The sequence below is a fragment of the Salibaculum griseiflavum genome, assembly GCF_003129565.1.
Classification (GTDB): Bacteria; Pseudomonadota; Alphaproteobacteria; order Rhodobacterales; family Rhodobacteraceae; genus Salibaculum; species Salibaculum griseiflavum.
In genome coordinates, this window is the sequence record NZ_QETF01000003.1 from 92,249 (window position 1) to 108,968 (window position 16,720).

At 64.0% G+C, this 16,720-nt stretch carries 14 protein-coding genes; 4 read left to right on the forward strand and 10 right to left on the reverse strand.

Features of this window, described 5'->3' with window-relative positions; genetic code table 11:
* Window positions 1–2 precede the first annotated feature (2 nt).
* Window positions 3–1,592 carry a hypothetical protein gene (locus tag DFK10_RS03950; RefSeq protein ID WP_109386823.1) on the reverse strand — a complete coding sequence of 530 codons (1,590 nt, stop codon included), beginning with the start codon at window positions 1,590–1,592 and terminating at the stop codon, window positions 3–5.
* A gap of 185 nt (window positions 1,593–1,777) precedes the next feature.
* Here DFK10_RS03950 and DFK10_RS03955 point away from each other — a divergent pair, with 185 nt between their 5' ends.
* The 3 genes from DFK10_RS03955 to pdeM all read left to right on the forward strand — a co-directional run bounded on the left by DFK10_RS03955 (window position 1,778) and on the right by pdeM (window position 6,346).
* Window positions 1,778–3,088 carry a P-loop NTPase family protein gene (locus tag DFK10_RS03955; protein ID WP_109387119.1) on the forward strand — a complete coding sequence of 437 codons (1,311 nt, stop codon included), beginning with the start codon at window positions 1,778–1,780 and terminating at the stop codon, window positions 3,086–3,088.
* A 148-nt stretch (window positions 3,089–3,236) separates the two neighbouring features.
* Window positions 3,237–5,636, forward strand: a complete 2,400-nt coding sequence (locus DFK10_RS03960) for a ligase-associated DNA damage response DEXH box helicase (RefSeq protein ID WP_109386825.1) — start codon at window positions 3,237–3,239, stop codon at window positions 5,634–5,636.
* A gap of 38 nt (window positions 5,637–5,674) precedes the next feature.
* Window positions 5,675–6,346 (forward strand): ligase-associated DNA damage response endonuclease PdeM, encoded by a 672-nt coding sequence (pdeM, locus tag DFK10_RS03965; protein ID WP_109387121.1) that lies wholly within the window; start codon window positions 5,675–5,677, stop codon window positions 6,344–6,346.
* Here pdeM and DFK10_RS03970 read toward each other — a convergent pair.
* Window positions 6,343–6,909: a LytTR family DNA-binding domain-containing protein gene (locus tag DFK10_RS03970; RefSeq protein ID WP_217810051.1), complete on the reverse strand. Its 567-nt coding sequence runs from the start codon at window positions 6,907–6,909 to the stop codon at window positions 6,343–6,345. The genes pdeM and DFK10_RS03970 overlap by 4 nt on opposite strands.
* A gap of 271 nt (window positions 6,910–7,180) precedes the next feature.
* Here DFK10_RS03970 and DFK10_RS03975 point away from each other — a divergent pair, with 271 nt between their 5' ends.
* Window positions 7,181–7,615 (forward strand): PaaI family thioesterase, encoded by a 435-nt coding sequence (locus tag DFK10_RS03975; RefSeq protein ID WP_109386829.1) that lies wholly within the window; start codon window positions 7,181–7,183, stop codon window positions 7,613–7,615.
* On the opposite strand, the gene folD is transcribed toward DFK10_RS03975, so the two are convergent.
* From folD to pal, 8 genes are all read right to left on the reverse strand, one after another.
* Complete coding sequence (folD, locus tag DFK10_RS03980; RefSeq protein WP_109386831.1) at window positions 7,605–8,504, reverse strand: bifunctional methylenetetrahydrofolate dehydrogenase/methenyltetrahydrofolate cyclohydrolase FolD; 900 nt, start codon at window positions 8,502–8,504, stop codon at window positions 7,605–7,607. The two genes, DFK10_RS03975 and folD, sit on opposite strands and share 11 nt — an antisense overlap.
* Before the next feature lies 1 nt (window position 8,505).
* On the reverse strand, window positions 8,506–9,411 hold the full coding sequence (locus DFK10_RS03985) for a bifunctional 5,10-methylenetetrahydrofolate dehydrogenase/5,10-methenyltetrahydrofolate cyclohydrolase (protein ID WP_109386833.1): 906 nt from the start codon (window positions 9,409–9,411) through the stop codon (window positions 8,506–8,508).
* A gap of 79 nt (window positions 9,412–9,490) precedes the next feature.
* Entirely contained in the window at window positions 9,491–11,167 is a 1,677-nt protein-coding gene (locus tag DFK10_RS03990) for a formate--tetrahydrofolate ligase (RefSeq protein ID WP_109386835.1), read from the reverse strand.
* Between the two features lie 166 nt (window positions 11,168–11,333).
* Window positions 11,334–11,918 (reverse strand): MOSC domain-containing protein, encoded by a 585-nt coding sequence (locus tag DFK10_RS03995; RefSeq protein WP_109386837.1) that lies wholly within the window; start codon window positions 11,916–11,918, stop codon window positions 11,334–11,336.
* A 108-nt stretch (window positions 11,919–12,026) separates the two neighbouring features.
* Entirely contained in the window at window positions 12,027–13,940 is a 1,914-nt protein-coding gene (gene ftsH / locus DFK10_RS04000; RefSeq protein WP_109387123.1) for an ATP-dependent zinc metalloprotease FtsH, read from the reverse strand.
* Between the two features lie 81 nt (window positions 13,941–14,021).
* Complete coding sequence (gene tilS, locus DFK10_RS04005) at window positions 14,022–15,296, reverse strand: tRNA lysidine(34) synthetase TilS (RefSeq protein WP_235866760.1); 1,275 nt, start codon at window positions 15,294–15,296, stop codon at window positions 14,022–14,024.
* Complete coding sequence (ybgF, locus tag DFK10_RS04010; RefSeq protein ID WP_109386839.1) at window positions 15,287–16,105, reverse strand: tol-pal system protein YbgF; 819 nt, start codon at window positions 16,103–16,105, stop codon at window positions 15,287–15,289. The genes tilS and ybgF overlap by 10 nt, the downstream gene beginning before the upstream one ends.
* Window positions 16,106–16,130: 25 nt before the next feature.
* The gene (gene pal, locus DFK10_RS04015; protein ID WP_109386841.1) at window positions 16,131–16,649 is read right to left on the reverse strand and encodes a peptidoglycan-associated lipoprotein Pal; all 519 of its coding nucleotides are present in this window, start codon (window positions 16,647–16,649) and stop codon (window positions 16,131–16,133) included.
* Window positions 16,650–16,720: the final 71 nt, after the last annotated feature.

The following is a 16,720-nucleotide window of genomic DNA, read 5'->3' on the forward strand; positions in this document are numbered from 1 at the left end:
GGTCAGCCCTTCGAATAGAGGATGTAGAGGGGTGTCCGCCGGATCTCGACCAGATCCTCGGCGCCCTGTTCCTCGATCTGGCTCAGGATACGGGCCTGCACATCGGGCACGACCGGGCAAAGCGGGATAAGCAGGTAATCGGCATCGGCCCATCCGGGCAAGCCGCCGTAATACCACGGCGCCCCGCCCTGCATCGGTTCCAAGTCGCCGAATAGCCAATGAGAGCTGAAAATGTCGGCCGCGAAGAGGCTCTTGCCCGCGGCCAACCCGGCCTCTTCGAGGTCACGCACAATTGCGTCCATGACCGACGGCAGGCCCAGTTCGACCGAGCAATGATCGAAGGTCTCACCCCGGAACCTGGGGAGGGCGGTGTCATCTTCGGGCGGGCGGGTCCTTTCCAGCATCGTTCCGGGCCCGTCCAATGCCACCCGCGCAAAGACACGCTCCACCCTCAGCTTGGTGGAATGCAGGTCGGAATGCACCCCGCCCCGCGGCAGGAGCGGCGTGTAGTCCGCCGTGTCGAGCTTGAAATGGCGCAGGGGACTGTAAGCCAGGTTGAAGAAGGACGGCGCCGACAGGGCCAGCGCCATTGCGGCTGTCACAGCCAGAGCCTCTCGAAGTGGCCAGCCAAAACCATTGCGCATGACCTTGTCGGCCCCCGGCCGCAACGCCAGAAGCAGCACCGCCAGAAGTATCAGCCACTGCGGGTCGTTGCCGAAATTCTGATAGGTGACATAAATGAACCCCGGCAACAGCAGCAGCAGGACCAGGCCTCCGGTGTCGACCCGGGCCTGCCGTAACAGGATCACGCCCGCGACGGCCAGAAGCGATCCACCGATATAGGCCGGGGCACCCATGATGGCGGTCAGGGGGTCGCCCGGAGCGGCACGGATCTCGGACCCGGCCACGGTTGCCAGATCACCCAGATAGGCCAGCCAGAAATCAAAACCGACGAAGGCGGTAATGACCAGGGCGGCAAATGCGCCTGTCAAAACGGCCCAGCCCAGCGCGCGGCGCTGTTCGGTCAGCAGCAGCGCCACCACCACGGGCAGCGCGAAGGCCGCGAAATAGGTGACCTTGATCATCACCATGATCACCATCATCAGGCCGATGATCACGCCATCGACGAGGCCGGAGCGCGGATGCACCGGAGGGATCAGGGCGGCCAGAATGGCCACGAAGGCCGCGGCCCAGGCCAACCGGTTGTAATGCATGGAGATGGAAACACTGCGCTGCGCCTCGCCATGGACAAGCGCCAGAAGAAGCACCATGACGACCGCCCCGAAAAGCAGCGCGGTGTTTGGGCTGAGCCGGCTGGACGCAACCCAGACCACGATGGGCAGGAACACCGCGGCCACGATGACCTGGGACCAGAGGATCGCCATCCCGACCCCCAGCCCGGCCTCGACCAGCAGAGCGATGGGCCAGAAGGCCAGCGCGCCGATGGGCGTCATGAAATCGAGATGCGGGAGTTGCCCGTCGGCCATACGGAAGACGATTTGCATCAGGTGCAGCGTGTCGCCCTCATGCTTGCCGATATAGAGTCCCCCCTTGAGCAGCGCCGCGCCGCCCAAGAGAACCAAGATACCCATGAGAAACGCCGTCAAAACGACTGGATTGGGTCTGCTCATGCCTGCCTCTGGAACCTGTTTGTCCCTTTTTTCGCCACAATACTGCGGCACAAAGCCGATCATAGCCCCTTGGCGGCCAGATGCCGGAATAACCGGCCAGCGCGGCCTATGGGCCACAAATGCAACGGGAATGCGAGCAGACCGCCATGAACATGCAAAACCCCAACGTTGTCGCCCCGCCTGCGCCGAAATCGCTCGAAGCGATGCGCCTGCCGCTGGTCATGATGCGGGATATCGTCCTGAAAACCATGTTCCGCAAGAACGCGGACACGGTATCGGTTCTTTCCCGCGCCATCTGCCTGCCGATCCCGGTGACGCAAGAACTTGTGGACCTTGCGCGCAGCCAGAAACTTCTGGAATCGACCGGCACGCTCCATGCCAACTCGGGCGGCGAGATGGGCTACCAGCTGACCGATGCGGGCAAGGCGCGCGCGCTGGATGCGCTGGCACAGTCCGAATATTACGGTGCCATGCCTGTCCCGCTTGAAGTCTATGCCGAACAGGTCAAGCGCCAGTCGATCCGCAACATCCAGGTCACCCGCGACCAGTTGACCTCGGCCATGGGACATCTGATCCTGCCACCGGACCTGCTGGACCAGCTTGGGCCGGCGGTGTCCTCGGGCCGGTCGATCCTGATGTATGGCCCGCCGGGCAACGGGAAATCCTCGATCTCGAACGGAATCCGTGACGCGCTGGGGGACAAGATCTACATCCCCCGCGCCATCGAATATGCCGGCCAGGTCATCACCGTCTATGACCCGATCGTGCATTCCGCCGCCGAGGAAGAGGTGGACGACCCCAATTCCCTGCGCCGCACCTCGGGGCGGTTCGATACACGCTACGTGCGCTGCGAGCGGCCGACCGTGATCACCGGCGGTGAACTATCGCTGTCGATGCTGGACCTTGTCTACAACCCCACCGCCCGGACCTACCAGGCGCCTTTGCAGCTGAAGTCCTCTGGCGGGGTTTTCATCGTGGACGACCTTGGCCGCCAGGAAGAGCCGCCGCAGAAACTGGTCAACCGCTGGATCGTGCCGCTGGAAGAAAGCCGCGACATCCTGGCCCTGCAGTCGGGCGAAAAGTTCGAGGTGCCCTTCGACACGCTGGTGATCTTCTCGACCAACTTCCACCCCAACGACATCTTCGACAAGGCGGCGTTGCGCCGGATCTTCTTCAAGATCAAGATCGACGGCCCCAGCCAGGAGGATTTCCTGAAGATTTTCGCCCTGGTCGCCCGCAAGAAGGGCATGCCGCTGGACGAGGAATCTCTGGTCTACCTGTTGCAGGAAAAATATCCGACCATCGACAACGTCTACGCCAACTACCAGCCGATCTTCCTGATCGACCAGATCATTTCGATCTGCGAGTTCGAGGGCATCCCCTACCAGATGCGCCCGGACCTCATCGACCGGGCCTGGGCGAACATGTTCGTCAAGGAAGAGGAAATCGTGCACTGACTTTCGGATCGGACGGGCGTTGCCCGTCCGATCAAGCGGGGGGCGCTGCCCCCCGTCGCGCGGGCCGCGCGACTCCCCCCGCGGTATTTTTGACCCAAAGAAGCCGGGCGCGCTGGCGAAGGCCGGCGCGGCGGACTAGCTTCGGATCATGACCGCCCTGCCCCCGATCATTGCTGACTGGTTCAAGACCCGGGGATGGGCCCTGCATCCCCACCAGCAGGACATGCTGGACCGCAGCGCCGCGCCCGCCACGCTTCTGATCGCGCCCACCGGGGGCGGCAAGACGTTGGCCGGATTCCTGCCCAGCCTGGTCGAGTTGGTCGGCGGTGGACATGCCGGGCTGCACACGCTTTACGTATCACCGCTCAAGGCGCTGGCTGCGGATATCAAGCGCAACCTGACGACGCCTGTGCAGGAAATGGGTCTGCCGATCCGGATCGAAGACCGGACCGGCGACACCAGCTATACCGCCAAGCGGCGCCAGCGGGCCGATCCGCCACATATCCTTTTGACGACGCCGGAGTCGCTGGCGCTTCTGACCAGCTACGAGGATGCGCCACGGATATTCGCGGGGCTGCAACGGGTGATCGTCGATGAGATTCACGCCCTGGCCGACAGCAAGCGGGGCGACCAGCTGATGCTGGCCCTGTCGCGGCTGGATCAGCTCGCGCCGGGGCTGCGGCGCGTGGGCCTCTCCGCGACCGTGGATGACCCACAGGCGATCGCGGCGACTCTCGCACGGCACCCCGACCCCTGCCCCGTTCTGCAGGCCGATCCCGGCCCCGATCCACAGATCGAGATGCTCGTGACCGAGACCCGCCCGCCCTGGTCCGGCGGCGGGGCGCAATATGCCATTGGAGAGGTCCTGGAACAGGTCAGGGCACATAGGACCACGCTTATCTTTCACAACACGCGTGCGCAGGCCGAGATCTTCTTTCACCGGCTCTGGCTGGAAAACGAGGACGACCTGCCCATCGGCATCCATCATGGCAGCCTCAGCCGGGATCAGCGCGAACGGGTCGAGGCGGCGATGGTGGCGGGCGAGCTGCGCGCCATCGTCTGCACCGGCAGTCTGGATCTGGGGATCGATTGGGGGGATGTGGACCTGGTGATCCAGGTGGGGGCGCCCAAGAACGTCAAGCGGCTGGTGCAGCGGATCGGACGCGCCAATCACCGCTACAACGCGCCCTCGAAGGCGCTGCTTGTGCCGGCCAACCGCTTCGAGGTGGTGGAATGCGTCGCCGCGCTGGAGGCCGCGCGCGACCATGACCTTGACGGAGACCCGCGTGGGCCCGGCCCGCTGGACGTGTTGTGCCAGCATATCCTGATCCGCGCCTGTGCCGGTCCGTTCGACGCCGATCAGCTGTTTGCCGAGGTCCGTACGGTCGGGGCCTATGCCGGGCTGTCGCGCGCCGCTTTCGACGATTGCCTGTCGTTCTGTGCCACGGGGGGCTATGCCTTTCGGGCCTATGACAAGTGGCAGCGGCTGAAGCAGACCGATGGCTTATGGCACTTGCGCGACCCGCGTGCGGCGCAGCGCATCCGGATGAACATCGGTACGATCCAGGATGCCGACCTTCTGAAAGTGCGGATGCGGCGGGGCAACCGGGTGCTGGGCGAGGTGGAGGAAGGCTTTGCCGCGTCCTTGACGCCGGGCGACCGGTTCCTGATCGGCGGCGAGGTGGTGCGCTATGAGGGGTTGAAGGAACTGACCGTCGAGGTCAGCCGCACGCCGGGACGCGAGCCAAAGGTCGCCGTGTTCTCGGGAACGAAATTTGCGACCTCCACGCAGCTCTCGTCGCGTATCCTGCGCCTTCTCAACCAGGGCAGCTGGCCCAACCTGCCGGGTCACACTGCCGAATGGCTGATGCTGCAAGGCGAGGTCAGCCAGATTCCATCGGCCGACCGCCTGCTGATCGAGACCTTTCCCCATGAGGGCCGGGAGCATCTGTGCCTATACGGTTTTGCCGGGCAGAACGCGCATCGCACGTTGGGCCTGATCCTGACCCAGCGTATGGAGGCGGCGGGGCTTTCGCCGCTGGGCTTCGTCGTGACCGATTACGCGCTGCTGATCTGGGGGCTCGAACCCGTGGACGATCCCGCCGCATTGCTGGACCCGACGGATATGCGTGCCGGGCTTGATCAGTGGTTGCAGGGCAATGCGGTGATGAAACGCAGCTTTCGCGGTGTGGCCACCATTGCGGGCTTGATCGAAAAAAACATCCCCGGCCCGAAGAAAACCGGGCGGCAGGCGACGTTTTCCTCGGATATCCTTTACGACACGCTGGCGAAATACGATCCAGAGCACCTCTTGATGCGCATCACCCGGGACGAAGCCCTGCATGGGCTGGTGGATTTCGGACGGATCGAGGACATGCTGGCGCGTATCGCCGGGATTGACCACAGGCGGTTGTCCCGTGTTTCACCGCTCGCTGCACCTTTGTTCCTGGAACCGGGCAAGGTGCCGATCGTCGGAGAGGGCCGCGAGCGGTTGATGGCCGCTGAAACCGAACGACTGATGGCCGAGGCGGGCTTGAGCGCACTATGACCTTGCGGGCCAGGCCGGGTTGGGCCAAGTCGGGCGCCATGTCACACCATGTTCTCGTATTGGCAGGCCAAACCCTGCATGCCTGCGCGGATGGCAGCCTGTTCTGGCCCGACCAGGGCCTGCTTTGTGTCTCGGACCTGCATCTTGGAAAGTCCGAACGCATCGCGCGTCGTGGTGGTGGCCTGTTCCCGCCCTACGAAACCCAAGAAACCCTCGCACGTCTGGACCGAGCAATAAGCGAGAATGACCCGTCCTGCGTGATCTGCCTTGGGGACAGTTTCGATGATCTCGATGCGGCTTCGGGTCTGGCCGAGGATGCGCGGTTGCATCTGTCGCGCCTTCAGGCCGGGCGGGACTGGATATGGATCGAAGGCAACCACGACCCCGGCCCGATCGATCTCGGCGGAACGCACCTGTCGGAACTGGCCATTGGCGGACTTGCCTTTCGCCATATCGCCACCCCGGCGGTGCCCGAGATTTCCGGCCATTACCATCCCAAGGCACGGGTATCGGGCATGGTCTCGGCGCGACCCTGCTTCCTTGCCGACAAGACCCGCCTGATCCTGCCCGCGTTCGGCGCCTATACCGGCGGTCTGCGTGTTACAGACCCGGTCCTCGCCACGATGATGCAGGCCGATGCGATCGCTGTGCTTACGGGCCAACGCGCCTTGCCCGTGCCGATGGCAGCGCTGGGAACGGGGCGGCGCTAGTCTGGAAGGAAACCGGCATTCACGAGATTGGGTCGGTATTTCGGCCCAACAGGTAAGGTGTCCCCGGAATACAGCACCACCCGTTCGCGCGCCCCGCTGATCTGGACCCCTTTGATATCCCGCAGGGCGACCCAATGCGAACGATGGACACAGAATCCCCGCGTTTCGTCCATCTCGGCAACGGCATCACGCAGCCGCATGCGCAACCGCAGGCTCTGGCCGTCCGACAATCGGACCATGACATGATGGTCCGCGGAACTGAGACGGATCACATGGGCGTCACCGACATTCGGCAAACGATCATAGAAGCGGTCGCGGCGCGGCATTGGGGCCGGAGACGTTTCCGTGATGGCCTGCCGCAGACTTGACACCATTAACGCCGAGGCAACGACCAGGGTTGTCGTATAGACCGGGTTCGGCGGCATCCCGAGCGAGGCAAGCCACAGGTAGATCAACGGCGCATACAACATGCCCAGCAGCGCGGAAACCAAGACGGTTTCCTGTCCTTGGCTGATGTCCCGGGGGATCAGCCTCAGACAACCGCGGAAAAGAATGGCCAGCACCGCGCCACCCCCCACAAGAAGGCACCATGTGATGACCTTTTGCAGTGTCGGGAACTCCGAGATGGCAGTGAAAGGGTCGGCGAGAAGGGCCAGAATAACAAGCCCGAAAGATATGCCCCAAGACGGCCGGGTTTCGGACAGAAGACCAGTAATTTCGCGACAAAAATCGCGCCAAACATGACGCATGAACATAACCGCCCCTTGCACACTCTACTCAACAATCGAATGATATCGATGCCATTCCGCCGCCAAGTTAGACCGGGTCATCAAGATGAGCAAATCCTCAGGTTCAGGAAAAGTCGTGCATCATGTCGCACGCAGCTTTGCCGCCCAATCCATGATGGAAACCCTTGGCGCGACATTGCAGCAGGCCGCGGATGGCATGGCCGAGATCACGGCCCCGATCGGCCCCGGCGTTCGTCAGCAGGCGGGTTTTGGCCATGCCGGGCTGACCTTCTCCATCGGCGACAGCGCGGCAGGCTACGCGGCCCTTTCGCTCTTGCAGCCCGACGAAGAGGTTCTGACAACCGAGATGAAAATCAACCTGGTTGCTCCGGCCAAGGGCGACTACCTGCGCGCACGGGGCCGGGTCGAGAAGCCCGGACGGCGGCTGATGGTCGTGACCGCGCGGGTCGAGGCAGTCACGGGCGACAAGGAAACCCTCGTCGCCCTTCTGCAAGGCACGATGCTGCCGCTCAGGCCGTAAGGCCCTCGGGCTCGGCCAGGCCATTGGCACGGCAGCAGGCGGTCACCGTATTGGCCAGCAAGCAGGCAATGGTCATGGGTCCAACCCCGCCGGGCACGGGCGTGATCGCACCGGCCACCTCGGCACAGCTGTCATAGTGGCAATCGCCCACCAGCCTGCCCTTTCCGCCCTCTTCCTCGGGCGGCAGGCGGTTGATGCCCACGTCGATCACCATTGCGCCGGGCTTGATCCAGTCACCCGGCACCATTTCGGGCCGTCCGACAGCCGCGACGACAATATCGGCGCCGCGCACGACGCCGGGCAGGTCCTTGGTGCGGGAATGGGCGATCGTCACGGTGCAGCTGTCGCCCAGAAGCAACTGCGCCATCGGTTTGCCGACGATGTTCGACCGACCGACGACAACCGCATTCATCCCCGACAGGCTGCCGTGGTGGTCGCGCAGCATCATCAGACAGCCCAACGGCGTGCAGGGAACCATGCTTTTCTGCCCCGTGCCCAACAGCCCGACATTGGAGATATGGAACCCATCGACGTCCTTGGCCGGGTCGATGGAATTGATGACCAGATCCTCGTTGAGGTGACCCGGCAGCGGCAATTGCACGAGGATGCCATGCACGCTGGGGTCATTGTTCAGCTGGTCGATCAGGGCCAGAAGATCGGCCTCGGAGGTATCGGCTTCCAACTTGTGCTCGAAGCTGTTCATGCCAACCTCGACCGTCTGCTTGCCCTTGGACCGGACATAGACCTGGCTGGCAGGGTCTTCCCCCACAAGCACCACGGCGAGGCCCGGGGTGATCCCGTGTTCTTCCTTCAGGCGTGCCACATGGCCCGCCACCTTCTCGCGCACCGTGGCCGCGAAAGCCTTGCCGTCGATCACCTTGGCCGTCATCTCATACCTCCGTATTGGCGTATTGGGCTGCGTAGTGCTCTTTCTGGAGCCGCGTCGCAAGCACCGCGTTCTGCATCAGGATCGCCACGGTCACCGGGCCGACCCCGCCGGGCACCGGCGTGATCCAGCCCGCAACCTCGGCGCAGCTTTGGAAATCGGCGTCGCCCACCGTGCGTGGGCCATCAGGCGTGTCCACCCGGTTGATGCCGATATCAATGAGGGCGGCACCGGGCTTCAACATGTCGCCGGTCACCAACCCCGGCTTGCCCACGGCCACGAAAACCGCGTCCGAGGCGCGGCTGTGCATGGCAACCGAGCGGGTCATGTGGTGACAGACCGTGACCGTCGCCCCCAGCCCCATCAGCAGGAAGGCGATGGGTTTACCGACGATCTCGGAATGGCCGATCACGGTCACGTCCAGCCCTTCCAGCGTCAGCGGCAGGGTCTTGAGGATTTCCACCGCCGCGACGGCTGTGCAGGGCCCAAGGGCCAGGTCGTTATAGACGATGTTGCCGATGGACGCGGGATGCATCCCTTCCACATCCTTCAGCGGATGCACGGCCTTTTGCAACGCTTTGACCGGGATGTGGTCCGGCAATGGCCGCTGGATGATGATGCCGTTGACGCGCGGGTCGGCGTTCAGCCCCTGAAGCACACCCACCAGCTGCTCCATGGAAATCGAGGCGTCGTAGTTGCGCGCCTCGAACTGCACCCCGGCGCTTTCCGCGCTGCGCTGCTGGTTGCGGACATAGAGCTCGGCCGCGGCGGTGTCGCCAACGGAAATCGAGACCAGCCGCGGCTGCCAGCCCTCGGCGGCCAACGCCCCGGCCTCTTGCGCAATCTCTGCCCGCATCTTAACGGCGATGGACTTGCCATCAATCAGGGCAGCGCGATGGGTGGATGTCATGAAACCCTCTCAAAGGGACGGTGGGCGGGGCGCATTGCCTCCCCCGCCAGGGGGGAGGCAACAGGGTCGTCACGCCGGATCAGAACAGGCCTTCGATCAGGCCTTCTTCGTTCAGACGGATGTTCTCCGAGGCCGGCACGCGGGGCAGGCCCGGCATGGTCATGATCTCGCCGCAGATGACGACGATGAAGCCGGCCCCGGCCGATAGCCGAACCTCGCGCACCGGCACCGAATGACCGGTGGGCGCGCCACGGCGGTTGGGGTCGGTGGTGAACGAATACTGGGTCTTTGCCATGCAGACCGGCAGGTTGCCATATCCGGCCTCTTCCCATTCCTTCAGCTGGTTGCGGATCTTGGCATCGGCCAGCACCTCGTCGGCGCGGTAGATCGCGGTGGCGACACGCTCGATCTTCTCGAACAGGCCGAGGTCATCGCGGTAGAGCGGTGCGAACTGGCTGGCGCCACTATCGGCGATCTCGGCCACCTTACGGGCCAGATCTTCGGAGCCTTCCGAACCCAGCTCCCAGTGGCGCGACAGCACCGCTTCGGAACCCTGGGTTTCCACGTAGTCCTTCACGGCCTGGATCTCGGCATCGGTGTCGGTGACGAAGTGGTTGATGGCCACGACAACCGGCACGCCGAACTGCTTGAGGTTCCCGATGTGACGGCCAAGGTTGGCGCAGCCTTCCTTCACCGCCTCGACGTTTTCCTCACCCAGATCGGCCTTGGCCACGCCGCCGTTCATCTTCATCGCGCGCACCGTGGCGACCAGCACCACCGCGTCGGGCGAGAGGCCCGCCTTGCGGCACTTGATGTTCATGAACTTCTCGGCCCCGAGATCGGCGCCGAACCCGGCTTCGGTCACGACGTAATCGGCGATGTTCAGCGCCGTCGTCGTCGCGATGACCGAGTTGCAGCCATGGGCGATGTTGGCGAACGGCCCGCCATGCACGAAGGCGGGGTTGTTTTCCAACGTCTGCACCAGGTTCGGCTGCATCGCGTCCTTCAGCAGCACGGTCATGGCACCATCCGCCTTGATGTCGCGGCAGTAGATCGGCGACTTGTCACGGCGATAGGCGACAATCATGTCACCCAGACGTTTCTCAAGGTCATTGAGGTCCGTCGCCAGGCACAGGATCGCCATGACTTCCGAGGCCACGGTGATGTCGAAACCGGTCTGGCGCGGGAAGCCGTTGGCCACGCCACCCAGAGACGTCACCGTGTCGCGCAGGGCGCGGTCGTTCATGTCCATGACCCGGCGCCAGCTGACCCGGCGCTCGTCGATCTCCAGCTCGTTGCCCCAGTAGATGTGGTTGTCGATCATCGCCGAGAGCAGGTTATGCGCGGCGGTGATGGCGTGGAAGTCACCGGTGAAGTGCAGGTTCATGTCTTCCATCGGAACGACCTGCGCCTTGCCGCCCCCGGCCGCGCCGCCCTTCATGCCGAAGTTCGGCCCCAGGGACGCCTCGCGGATACAGATCGCGGCCTTCTTGCCGATCCGGTTCAGACCGTCGCCCAGACCCACCGTGGTGGTGGTCTTGCCCTCGCCCGCCGGGGTCGGGTTGATGGCGGTGACGAGGATCAGCTTGCCCTTGGCATTGCCCTTGACGGAGTTGATGAACTCCTGGCTGACCTTGGCCTTGTCGTGGCCGTATGGCAGCAGGTGGTCGCTGTCGATGCCCAGCTTGGCGCCGATCTCCTGGATCGGTTTCTTGTTGGCCTCGCGGGCGATTTCGATGTCGGTCTTGAATGCCATTGGTGCGGTCTCTTCCCTATGGTCGGCCCCGGCGGGGCGCTTGGTCACGTGTTGGCACACCCTAATCACGACATGGGAGGTCGTTGCGCCGCGATTGCGACATTTTCGCACCCGGAATCGTCGGTCGGGGAAATGGCTGTTTCCGATAGGAACGCTTTTGCGCCTCTCAGGGGGCCCAGGCCCGCTGATCGGGGATATGCAGGCGCAACCGGTCTCCAAGGCCAAGCACCCCCGGCCGTTCGACCCATGCGGTCACCCCGCGCCGGCCCTTGGCCGCGGTCTTGAAGGCCTTGCCATGGCCGGGATGCGCGCGCTCGATGCTCAGCCCGGGCTGGTGGCAGGGACGGTTCTGCATGTCGATGACCAGCGTCGTGCCGTTTTCCGCCTGCAGCCGCGAGGACGGCGGCAAATGGCTGAAATCCGCAAGCCCCTCGACCACCACCGTCGCGCCGAGCAAGGTCGGGTCCAGCGCGTCCAGCCCGATCTCGGCGGCGATCGCGTCAAGCTCTTCGGCGCTGACAAGGCTAAGCTGACGGGTATTGGCGATCTCGGTGCCTTTGGGGTGTTGCGCCGTGACGCGGCTGCACGAAGGCCGGGTGCGCCCGGCATAGGGCACATCGTCCAGCAGCCCCTCAAAACCCAATTCCAACCGGTCGCGGGCCACGCCGCTGACGGCGGCTTCCGTGCGCTCGGACATATGGCCCAGCCAGGTGATCGTGGCGTGATGGTCTGTCGGGATAAGGGCCGGCATGGCAAAGCCTTCGGTGGTCTCGTTTACGGCATCGTCAGCCGTAATTGGCCCCGGCGCAAGCCCGGTAAATGAAAAGCCCCGCCGGATTGGCGGGGCTTTCGCATAGGGTCAGGCCGAGGGCTCGGGTTCAGGCTCCGGGCCCTTGGGCTTGCGGCCCTTGGTCTTGGGAATGGCGGTGACGGAACTGCCGCTGGTGGGCGGCGTGTCATCCGCATCGTCATCCCGGTTGAGCGGTTCGCCATTGATGACCTTGGTGATCTCGTCGCCGGTCAGGGTCTCGTATTCCAGCAAGCCCTGAGCCAGGCGTTCCCACTCATCCTTGTGCTCGGTAAGGATGCGCTTGGCTGTCTCGTAGCCCTCGTCGATCAGTTCCTTGACCTTCTGGTCGATGATCTTCTGGGTTTCGGGGCTGTGATTGGTGCCACCGCCATAGGCGCCCAGGTAGGATTCCTGTTCGTTGGCATAGTCCACGTGGCCCAGTTCCTGATCATAGCCGAACTGCGTGACCATGGCGCGCGCGATCTTGGACACCTGCTGGATGTCCGAGGTCGCCCCGGAGGTCACGTTGTCGGGGCCGAACTTCAGCTCTTCGGCCACCTTGCCGCCCATCGCCATGGCGATCTTGGACTTGTACTTGCGGAAGGTCACGGACAGCTGATCACGTTCGGGCAGCGACAGGACAAGGCCCAGCGCCCGGCCACGCGGAATGATCGTGGCCTTGTGGATCGGGTCATGCTGCGGGACGTTCAGCCCGACGATGGCATGGCCCGCCTCGTGATAGGCAGTCAGCTGCTTTTCCTCTTCGGTCATGACCATGGAGCGGCGTTCGCTGCCCATCATGACCTTGTCCTTGGCGTTCTCGAAATCGATCATCGTCACGAAACGTCGACCGACCCGCGCCGCCATCAGCGCGGCCTCGTTCACCAGGTTGGCGAGGTCGGCGCCCGAGAAACCAGGCGTGCCACGGGCGATGATGCGCAGGTCCACATCCGGCCCCAGCGGCACCTTGCGGGCATGCACGCCGAGGATCTTCTCGCGGCCCTTGATGTCGGGGTTGGGCACCTGCACCTGACGGTCGAAGCGGCCCGGGCGCAGCAGCGCCGGGTCCAGAACGTCGGGACGGTTGGTCGCGGCCACGATGATGATGCCTTCGTTGGCCTCGAACCCGTCCATTTCCACCAGAAGCTGGTTCAGCGTCTGTTCGCGTTCGTCATTGCCGCCGCCATAGCCCACGCCACGGGACCGGCCCACGGCGTCGATCTCGTCGATGAAGACGATGCAGGGCGCATTCTTCTTGGCCTGTTCGAACATATCGCGGACACGGCTGGCGCCAACACCCACGAACATCTCGACAAAGTCGGAGCCCGAGATGGTGAAGAAGGGCACACCCGCCTCACCCGCGATGGCGCGCGCCAGAAGCGTTTTACCGGTACCCGGAGGACCCACCAGCAGGGCGCCTTTGGGGATCTTGCCGCCGAGGCGGCTGAATTTCTGCGGGTTGCGCAGGAATTCGACAATTTCTTCCAGCTCTTCCTTGGCCTCGTCGATACCAGCAACCTCGTCAAAGGTGACGCGGCCGTGCTTTTCGGTCAGCAACTTGGCCTTGGACTTGCCGAACCCCATGGCCCCGCCTTTGCCGCCGCCCTGCATCCGGTTCATGAAGTAGATCCAGACACCGATCAGCAGCAGGAACGGCAAGAGGCCAAGCAGGAAAGTCGCGAAACCGGATTGCTCCTGCGGACGCGCCTCGACAGCGACACCGTTGTCGATCAACAGGTTGGTGACCTCGGCATCCGACGGAGCGATGGTCACGTAGCTGCGGTCATCCGAGCCGCGATAATACAGCTTTTCCCCGTCCATCGTGACCTCTGTCACGGTGCCGGATTCCACGGACTGGACGAATTGCGAATAGCTTCTGGAACTGCTGCTGCTTGTCGCCTGATCCCCGCCGAACAGCTGGAACAGGGCGAGAATGATGATGAACAGCACGACCCAGAAGGCCAGATTGCGCGCGTTTCCCACGGCGACACTCCTCGTGATTTCGGTGACGGGCGCCCCGGGCGCCTTGGTCATTGGTCTAAAATAGAGACTGTGACCGGTTCTTCAATGCGAAAGCAGGTAAGATGCAAAAGACGTGACAATCCGCGCAGTCCAATCCGGATTGTACCCTGCAAGGGGCGCCGCGATCAGCGCCCCATCCTGCCAGACCGCCGGCGACGCCAAGAGCGACGCGCGTGGCAGGCCCGTTTCACGCCAGTCGGGACAGTCTTTCACCGCCACGCCCAGCGCCGCGATATGCAGGTCGTCGGCATGCGGCCCATCCAGCTGCCAGCGCCCATCCCAAACCTCGGTCGTTGGGCAGGTCGCCGCACGCACTGCATTATATTCCCGTGTGACCCGGATAGCGGTGTCGTCCCGGGTCAGAAGACAGCCCGACAGCGTGTGCTTTCTTGCCGTGGCCAGCGTGGCGTCCATCTCCAGCATGGCGGTGTAGCGGGGCGCATATTCCGCCCCGGAGCACCAGCGCATCGCCGCAGTCAGGAGGCGGCGCTTGATTTCAGGACGCAGCGATCCGGCATCACCACCTGTTTGCAACAACAGGTCGCCGCGATCCTCGACAACGCGGGTCCGCGCAGCCTCACGGGTGAAATGATCGAGCGTGTTGCGCGCCACCTGCAGATTAAGGGCCGAGTCCATGATCGTTTCCGCGTCAATGCCCAAAGGCGCCAGCGCCTGCAGCGCCTTGCGGGCCCGAACCCTGTCAAAGCGATGATCCTCGTTCGACGGATCGTCGCACCAGCGAATCTTGTGCCTTTTCAGGTAATCCCGCAACTCTGCCCGGCCGACTTGCCACAGCGGACGCGTCCAGAAGACGCCATCGCGCTGGAACCGTTGATCCATGGCCGCAAGGCCATCCAGCCCGGATTTCCGAGCCAGCCGCAAAAGGAAGGTTTCGGCCACGTCATCGGCCGTATGCCCGAGGGCGACGCCACCAATCGCATTCGCCCGCGCCCAGTTCCCTATCAGGCGATAGCGGGCGTTGCGGGCATTGGCTTGCAGGTTCCCCGCATCCCCGCCCCCGGACCAGTTCAGAGTCTCGTGGGGAATGCCATGAACGGCGCAAAAAGCCGCCACATGCGCCGCTTCCTCGGCCGCTTCGGGCCGCAAACCGTGGTTCACCGTCACAGCCGCAATCGGCCGGCCGGATTGAACGGACCAGCGCCAGAACAGGTGCAGAAGGGCCATGGAATCGCCACCGCCAGAGACCGCGATCCCGACCGTGTCGGGCTGATGTGTCTCGGGAAAGGCCGTATCGACGCGATGCAGGAGCATGGCATCCTCGCCCTGCGCCATCAGCCAGTCGGGATCTAGCTGCATCCGAGCGTTTGCATCGCCTGTCGGGCCACGTCCACCTGGTCGCTGTCCGGGAAGCGCACCGACACTTCACCCAGGGTGATGCAGGCATCCTGCTGCTGCCCAAGTGCCCCCAACGTCGTGCCCAGCCGCGTCAGCGCCTCGGGCGCAACGGGGCCTTCAGGCGCGGCGGAAAAGCTTTCGAGATAACCGCGCGCTGCATTCGTCGTCTCGCCCAGCTGTTCATGGGCCTGACCGCGCAGCAAGTGCACCTGGGCCGCGACGGGAGAGCCGGGATAGGTCTCACTGAAACTGGCCAGCAGATCGGCGGCGGTCTGGAAATCGCCTTCGTTCATGGCGGCCTGGGCACGCTCGTAATCCTCGCGCTCGGCGACGGCGAGGGCCGGACCAGCCGAAGGCTCGGCCGGGGCGGGGCCGACAGGGGCGGCTGCATCACCGCCCAAGGTCGGTGTGCTGCCGAGATTGCCGATATCGCAGCCCGGCTCCAGCTCGCAGAGGCGGAATTCCAGATCACCGACCCGGTTGGTTCCGTCGCTGACCACCCGGTCGATGCGAAACTCAAGCTGTTCGGTCTTGGCCGTCAGGCGGGTCAGCTCTGCCTCAATCGCGTTCAGACGGTCGAGGGGTGTCGCCCCTGCAACCCCCTGCGTCCCCTGCCCGCTGGCCGTCAGTTCCTGCCGCAGAGATTGCAGATCGGTGTAGAGTGCGGACAGTTCGGACCGGATATCGGCGAGCGTCTCGTCCTCTTGCGCCCCGGCCGAACCCGACAGGGCGAGGGCCAGACCCGCGGAAACAAGCAACTTGCGCAGCATGGTCACCCCCTGCCCCTTTTTCCGATCAGCTCGTCACGCCGATCGAGATCACGGTCACGGCGCGGCGGTTCTGCGAATAGCAGCTTTCATCGGAACAGACCGCGAGCGGACGTTCCTTACCGTAGCTGACGGTTCGGATGCGGTTGGCCGCGACGCCTTGCGACACGAGGTAGTCGCGCACCGCATTGGCCCGGCGCGCGCCCAGCGCGAGGTTGTATTCGCGGGTGCCCTGTTCGTCGGCATGGCCCTCGATCACCGCAAGGTAGTCGGAATTGGTCATCAGCCACTGGGCCTGGCCAGCCAGAACCGATTGCGCCTGCGGGCTGAGGGTGGACTGGTCCACCGCGAACAGCACGCGATCACCGATCGTCTGGTTGAAGTATTCCGGGCTGTCGGGATTGCCCGCGGCACCCAGCCCAGTCTGGCCGATCCCGGCCTGGTCATTGAGGTTTACCGCGTCGGGATTGTCGAAACGGTCGGCATTGGTGCAGGCGCTCAGCGCCAGGGCACCGATAAGTAAGGCCGCCTTGAGTGCGTGGGTCATGAATTCGGTCCTGTCATTCTTGGTTATGCTCGTTGCGGTCAGCATAGCATGGCGCGCGGGTCATAGGAATC